We start from the raw sequence: 6,793 nt of genomic DNA on the forward strand, positions 1-6,793 counted from the left end.
CCGAGCGCGTCGTGCAACTCACGGGCGATGCGTAGCCGCTCCTCGGTGGCCCGACGGCGAGCCTCCTCCCGCATGCCCTGCTCGGCTTCGCGCACCCGGACACTGGTCGGTCGAGCGGGCTCGCGCTGCGCATAGGCTGAGTGGATGGTTGATCGCACCCACTCCGGTCCGAGCGAGGCGAGCGTGCGGCGGGCCCTGGGCCGGGCCGCGACCGGGCGAGCACTGGACGTCGACGAGGCGACCGCGCTGCTCTCCGCCCGCGGTGACGCCCTCGACGAACTGCTCCGGGTGGCCGGTGGGATCCGCGACGCCGGGCTGCGCGAGGCCGGGCGGCCGGGCGTGGTCACGTACTCCAAGAAGGTTTTCATCCCGCTGACCCGGCTCTGCCGGGACCGTTGCCACTACTGCACGTTCGCAACGGTGCCGCACCGGCTGCCGGCGCCGTTCCTCGACCGTGACGAGGTGCTGGCCATCGCGCGGGCCGGCGCCGCGCAGGGCTGCAAGGAAGCCCTGTTCACCCTCGGTGACCGGCCGGAGGAGCGGTGGCCGGCGGCCCGGAGCTGGCTGGACGAGCGGGGCTACGACTCCACGCTGGACTATCTGCGCGCCTGCGCGGTCGCCGTGCTGGAGGAGACGGGGCTGCTGCCGCACCTCAACCCGGGCGTGCTGTCCTGGTCGGAGTTGCAACGGCTCAAGCCGGTCGCGCCGAGCATGGGCATGATGCTGGAGACCACCGCGACCCGGCTCTGGTCCGAGCCGGGCGGCCCGCACTTCGGCTCGCCGGACAAGGAGCCGGCGGTCCGGCTGCGGGTGCTCGACGACGCCGGGCGGGTCGGTGTGCCCTTCACCACCGGCATCCTCATCGGCATCGGTGAGACGCCGGCCGAGCGGGTGGACGCGTTCTTCGCGATCCGCCGCGCCCACCGGGAGTACGGCCACCTCCAGGAGGTGATCGTGCAGAACTTCCGCGCCAAGCCGGACACGGCGATGCGCGGCATGCCCGACGCGGAGTTGCACGACCTGGCCGCCACGGTGGCGGTGGCCCGGCTGCTGCTCGGCCCGAAGGCCCGGATCCAGGCGCCGCCGAACCTCATCGCCGGCGAGTACGACCTGCTGCTGCGCGCGGGCATCGACGACTGGGGCGGTGTCTCGCCGCTCACCCCGGACCACGTCAACCCGGAACGTCCGTGGCCGCAGATCGAGGAGTTGGCCCGGCACACCGAGCTGGCCGGGTTCACGCTGCGGGAGCGGCTGACCATCTACCCGGAGTACGTGCGCGCCGGCGACCCGTGGCTCGATCCTCGGCTGCTGCCGCACGTGAACGCGCTGGCCGAGCCTGGTTCCGGGATGGCGGTCGAGTCGGCCGTGCCGCAGGGGCGTCCCTGGCAGGAGCCCGAGGAGGTGTTCGGTGGGCGGACCGACCTGCACGCCACCATCGACACCACCGGCCGGACCGACGACCGGCGCGGTGACTTCGACAGCGTCTACGGGGACTGGGCGGAGGTGGCCACGAAGGTGACCGCCGGGCCGGCCGCCCTCGCCGGCGACCACGACCTGCGTGCGGGGCTGCGGCTCGCCGCCGACGACCCGGCCGCGCTGCTGGAACCGGGCAACACCGATGCGGCGCTGGCGTTGTTCGCGGCGGACGGGCCGGCGCTCGACGAGGTGTGCCGGCTCGCCGACGACGTACGCCGCGACGTCGTCGGCGACGACGTCACCTACGTGGTAAACCGCAACATCAACTTCAGCAACGTCTGCTACGTGGGCTGCCGGTTCTGCGCGTTCGCCCAGCGCGAGCGCGACGCCGACGCGTACCGGCTCTCCGTCGAGCAGGTCGCCGACCGGGCCGAGGAGGCGTGGGCGGCCGGTGCCAGCGAGGTGTGCCTCCAGGGCGGCATCGACCCGAAGATGCCGGTCACCGGATACGCGGACATCGTCCGCGCGATCAAGGCCCGGGTGCCGGAGATGCACGTGCACGCGTTCTCCCCGATGGAGATCGTCACCGCCGCCGCGAAGGCGGGCGTGCCGGTGCGCGACTGGCTGACGCAACTGCGTGAGGCCGGTCTGGACACCATCCCGGGCACCGCCGCGGAGATCCTCGACGACGACGTGCGCTGGGTGTTGACCAAGGGCAAACTGCCGGCCGCCGCCTGGGTCGACGTGGTCAGCACCGCCCACGAGCTGGGCATCCGGTCCAGCTCCACGATGATGTACGGCCACGTCGACCACCCCGGGCAGTGGCTGGCGCATTTCCGGGTGCTGGCCGGGGTGCAGGACCGCACCGGCGGGTTCACCGAGTTCGTGGCGCTGCCGTTCGTGCACACCAACGCTCCCATCTATCTGGCCGGCATCGCCCGTCCGGGGCCGACCTGGCGGGAGAACCGGGTGGTGCACGCCATGTCCCGGCTGCTGCTGCACGGCCGGATCGACAACATCCAGTGCTCCTGGGTGAAGCTCGGCGACGAGGGCACGGTGGCGATGCTCCAGGGCGGCTGCAACGACCTGGGCGGCACGTTGATGGAGGAGACCATCTCCCGGATGGCCGGTTCCGGCAACGGCTCGGCGCGTACCGAGGAGCAGTTGCGGGCCATCGCGACGACGGCCGGACGGCCGGCGCGCAAGCGTTCGACCGCGTACGGTCACGTCCGGCCCTGAGGTCGAACCTTTTCCCGCCGCCGGCCGTACCAAGCGGTGCCGGCGGCGGTCGCGGCGAGGATCGCCGCCGGTGTCCCCCAGGGGCCCGGCGGCGTCGGTAGACGGCACCGGACCCGTCCGTCACCGCGGGCGCGTTCGCGCCGCAGCCGGAAAGGTTGCCCATGACCAGTGATCAGCGGAAGCGGCCCTGGCCGCGACTGACCCGCCGACAGACGTTGACCGCCGCGGCCAGCGCCACCCTCGGTGCCGCCGCGCTCACCGTGCCGGGTCTGTCGGCCGCCCAGAACGCCCCGGGCGCGGCCGGCCGGGCCGACGAGCCGATCGTCGTGCACCTGCGTGACGCCGCCTCCGGAACGATGGACGTCTTTGTCGGCGAGTCCCGGATCGAGGTGCGTGACCGCGGCCTGGCGGACCGGCTGCGGCGCGCCGCCCGGCGCTGATCCGACGCTCCACTCCCGCCATCTGCCCCCGCCCAGTGAGGTTGGTCCGTCATGTCTTCCCACCGCGAGGCCCCGGAGATAGCCAAGGATCCGGTCGCCGACAGCTCCGACCTGTACGCCTTCGTCAGCCCCGACAAGCCCGACACGGTCACGCTGATCGCCAACTACGTGCCGTTGCAGCTGCCCTCCGGGGGGCCGAACTTCTTCGAGTTCGGCGACGACGTGCGGTACGAGATCCATATCGACAACGACGGTGACGGCAGCCCGGATGTCACCTACCGCTTCGAATTCACCACCGAGATCACGAACCCGAACAGCTTCCTCTACAACACCGGTCCGATCGATTCGCTGGACAGCGCGAACTGGAACCGCCGGCAGTTCTACAGCCTGACCCGGGTGGCCGACGGCCGGGAGCACCGGCTGGCCCACAAGTTGCCCTGCCCGCCGTGCAACGTCGGCCCGCTGTCCACCCCGAAGTACGCCGACCTGGTCCGGCAGGCCACCTACTCGCTCTCCACGGGGGAGCGGGTCTTCGCGGGGCAGCGCGCGGACGGCTTCTTCGTCGACCTGGGGGCGATCTTCGACCTCGGCACGCTGCGGCCGTTCCAGCAGTTGCACGTCGCCGGCAAGAAGATCTTCAAGGCCGAGGGGGAGCCGGTCAACGCCACCGACCGGATGAACGTGCACAGCATCGCGGTGCAGGTGCCGCTGAGCCGGGTGCGTCGGCGCGCCAACCGGTACGGGGCGGGTGACCAGGCATCGGTGATCGGGGTCTGGACGTCGGCGTCACGTCGGCAGGTCCGGGTGCTCGGCGACCGGGGCGCGGCGGACACGTCGACCGGTCCGTTCACCCAGGTCTCCCGGCTGGGCAATCCGCTGTTCAACGAGGTCATCGTGCCGATGTCGAAGAAGGACCTGTGGAACTCGTTGCCGCCGTCGGAGGACAAGCGGTTCGCGAGGTTCGTCGAGCAGCCCGAGTTGGCGGCGCTGCTGCCGGCGCTGTACCCGGACGTCTTTCCCAACCTGGACAGGCTGAACAAGGCGAAGAAGGCCCGCGCGGACCTGGTGGCGATTCTGCTCACCGGCGTACCCGCCGGTCTGATCGACGGTTTCACCAACGCCACCGGCGACGTGCAGGCCGACATGCTGCGGCTGAACACCGCGATCCCGCCGACCCGCCAGCCGGACCGGTTCGGGGTGCTCGGCGGTGACCTGGCCGGCTTCCCCAACGGACGGCGGGTCGGCGACGACGTGGTCAGCATCGCGTTGCGGGCGATCGCCGGGGTGACCGTCCCGCTGGTGGACAAGACGTTCCGTCCGGACGCGGCAGCCGGCGCGGTGACCCCCGGGTTGAGCGCCGCCGACGTGACCGCGCCGTTCCTCGGCAACTTCCCCTATCTGGGTACGCCGTACGACGGGTTCAACAACCCGTCGGCGTCGTCCTGACCGGCGGGGGAGCGGCGGATGCACGAGCACGCGTACGGGCCGTCGGAGACCGGGAGCGTCGTCCTCGAACTGGGCGGTGAGACCGGTGCGTTGATCCTGTACACCGGCCGGGATCTGCACGGTCGGGAGATCGAGATCAGTCGGGGCGATGACCGGCGGGTCCACTCGGCGGTGCGCGAGCGCCGGGTGCGGGACGGGTCGTTCCACAGTGCGGTCTATCCGGATCTACCCGCCGGCATTTATACCATCTGGTGGGACGAGGATACGTCAGCCGGGACAGTGTCCGTCCATGGTGGAGTCATAACCGAGTTCGTCTGGCCGAGCAGCGGTTTCGGGGTCACCGGCTGACCTCACCGTCATCTCTGCCGTCGCGCGTCCACGATGTGGACGGGGCGCGAACGCTGTCCCCGGCTCGACGGGCGGTCTGCGCCGCGCCGCGTTAACCTGTCCCCCACCAAGATCAGCTTGATGGAAGGGGGTCGTCCGATGTGTCTGGCGTCGTCATGGCGGCGACTCGTCGGAGGCGCGCCACGGCAGAAAAGTCGGGCAACTCGCCGGAGAGGGCGTTACTCGGCCGGGGTCTGAATCGATAGGGCAGGTTGCGAGGCTGGACGGCCCGAGTGGTCGGCCGGGGGTGTCGGGAGGGCGACTCCATTATCAAGTTTGGCTTGACGGCGCACGCATTACACGCGTGTAATTTGAATGGGGTTGTTCGCACGGAACGCAACAAAACGGGACCGGACGGACAAGCACGCCTTTCGCGTGGGGGGTTGCAGCGGCGATGACGCCGGTGCGCGACAAGGAGGCATTTGATGGACGGCCAGCTTGAGGTGGCGACCTGCTCGGAAACGCGCCGGAGTGGCAGGAGCGGGCGCTGTGCTCGCAGACCGACCCCGAGGCGTTCTTTCCCGAGAAGGGCGGCTCGACCCGTGAGGCGAAGCGAATCTGTTCGCGCTGCGAGGTCAAGACCGAATGCCTCGAATACGCTCTCGGGCACGACGAGCGGTTCGGCATCTGGGGTGGGCTCTCGGAGCGGGAGCGGCGCAAGTTGAAGCGGCGGGTCGCCTGAGCGGTGCGGAGTCGGGGCGGTGGGGGCCGCCCGACTCGCCCCCGGCGTGGCTGCCCGACCGGCCCGGCACGGGACGGCTCAGGCCAGCTCGTCGGGGTCGACCCCGAGCAGGTTCGCCACCTGTTCGATGATCACGTCGTGCACGAGGTCGCGAGGTCCTCACGGTCCATCGCCCGGAACTCCAGAGGCCGCCGGTACAGCACGATCCGCGGCGGCACCTCCTGCCGACCCGGGCGGCCGGGTAGCAGCCGGGCCAACGGGACCTCGCCGTCCTCCAGCACATCGGAGTCGTAGACGTTCAGGTCCGGTGGGACATCCTCGACCGCGAACTCGACGCCGGCCAGCTCCTTGGCGAACCGCCGTTCCAGCGTCTCGACGGTGTCCAGGACCAGGTCGTCGAAGACCTCCGCCTTGGTGCGCGCCAGCGGCACCGTCGCCGGCACCAGCCGTCCGCGTAGCCCGCGCCCGTGCCGGTCGCGGTGCGCACGCCGACCGGCACCGGGGCGGCGGTGTTCCGGACTCGTCATGAGGCAAAGGGTAGCCCCCGCTCCGGGCTGGCCAGCGGCAGCGCCGCGCGCGTGGCGCGGCGCGTACCGGGACGGGGAATTGTGATCACCACGACGGGCGTGTCGGAACGCGAAGCGATGCGCCGGACCCGGTAATGGAGATACCCTGCCGCCGTGAGGTCACCACGGCGCTGCTCCCGTAACGGCTGCCCCCGGCAAGCGGTCGCCACATTGACCTATGTCTACAACGAGTCGACGGCGGTGGTGGGCCCGCTGGCCGCGTTCGCCGAGCCGCACACGTACGACCTGTGTGAGCCGCACGCCCGCAGCCTCACCGCCCCCCGGGGCTGGGACGTGGTCCGGCACGAGGGCGAGTTCGAGCCTCCGCCGCCCACGACCGACGACCTGGTCGCGCTGGCCGAAGCGGTCCGTGAGGCCGCCCGCCCTGCCCCGCGCCCTCCGGAGCCCGACCAGAAACACGACAATCCCCACCAGACGGGCCGGCGAGGCCACCTCCGAGTAATCCCCCCCAACCACTAACCGCGCAGCCCGGCTCCCGACCCCCGGCCTCCCGGCTCCCGACCCCCGGCCTCTTGGCGTCGATCATAAGTATTGCCCTCCGCCTCGGCGTGTCACGGCAATAACTTCATGATCAACAGGGTGGGGTGGGGTGGGGG

The 6,793-nt window shown here is 71.1% G+C and carries 5 protein-coding genes and 2 pseudogenes; 6 read left to right on the top strand and 1 reads right to left on the bottom strand.

Annotation, left to right across the window (positions count from 1 at the left end; translation table 11 throughout):
- Positions 1-144: 144 nt before the first annotated feature.
- The 5 genes and pseudogenes from JNW91_RS28140 to JNW91_RS28160 all read left to right on the top strand — a co-directional run bounded on the left by JNW91_RS28140 (position 145) and on the right by JNW91_RS28160 (position 5,610).
- Positions 145-2,655, top strand: a complete 2,511-nt coding sequence (locus JNW91_RS28140; protein WP_203178496.1) for a bifunctional FO biosynthesis protein CofGH — start codon at positions 145-147, stop codon at positions 2,653-2,655.
- Positions 2,656-2,816: 161 nt separating this feature from the next.
- The gene (locus JNW91_RS28145) at positions 2,817-3,095 is read left to right on the top strand and encodes a hypothetical protein (RefSeq protein ID WP_203178498.1); all 279 of its coding nucleotides are present in this window, start codon (positions 2,817-2,819) and stop codon (positions 3,093-3,095) included.
- Between the two features lie 51 nt (positions 3,096-3,146).
- Positions 3,147-4,541 (top strand): DUF4331 domain-containing protein, encoded by a 1,395-nt coding sequence (locus tag JNW91_RS28150; protein ID WP_203178500.1) that lies wholly within the window; start codon positions 3,147-3,149, stop codon positions 4,539-4,541.
- Between the two features lie 18 nt (positions 4,542-4,559).
- Positions 4,560-4,889, top strand: coding sequence for a phospholipase (locus JNW91_RS28155; RefSeq protein ID WP_203178502.1), 330 nt, complete (start codon positions 4,560-4,562; stop codon positions 4,887-4,889).
- 464 nt (positions 4,890-5,353) lie between these two features.
- Positions 5,354-5,610, top strand: a pseudogene (locus JNW91_RS28160) (WhiB family transcriptional regulator).
- A 78-nt stretch (positions 5,611-5,688) separates the two neighbouring features.
- Here JNW91_RS28160 and JNW91_RS28165 read toward each other — a convergent pair.
- Positions 5,689-6,137 (bottom strand): annotated as a pseudogene (locus JNW91_RS28165) (metallopeptidase family protein).
- Positions 6,138-6,290: 153 nt separating this feature from the next.
- Between JNW91_RS28165 and JNW91_RS28170 the strand changes: the two are divergent.
- Positions 6,291-6,656 carry a DUF3499 domain-containing protein gene (locus JNW91_RS28170; RefSeq protein WP_203178503.1) on the top strand — a complete coding sequence of 122 codons (366 nt, stop codon included), beginning with the start codon at positions 6,291-6,293 and terminating at the stop codon, positions 6,654-6,656.
- Positions 6,657-6,793 lie beyond the last annotated feature (137 nt).

It is taken from the genome of Micromonospora parastrephiae (assembly GCF_016802865.1).
GTDB classification, from domain to species: domain Bacteria; phylum Actinomycetota; class Actinomycetes; order Mycobacteriales; family Micromonosporaceae; genus Micromonospora; species Micromonospora parastrephiae.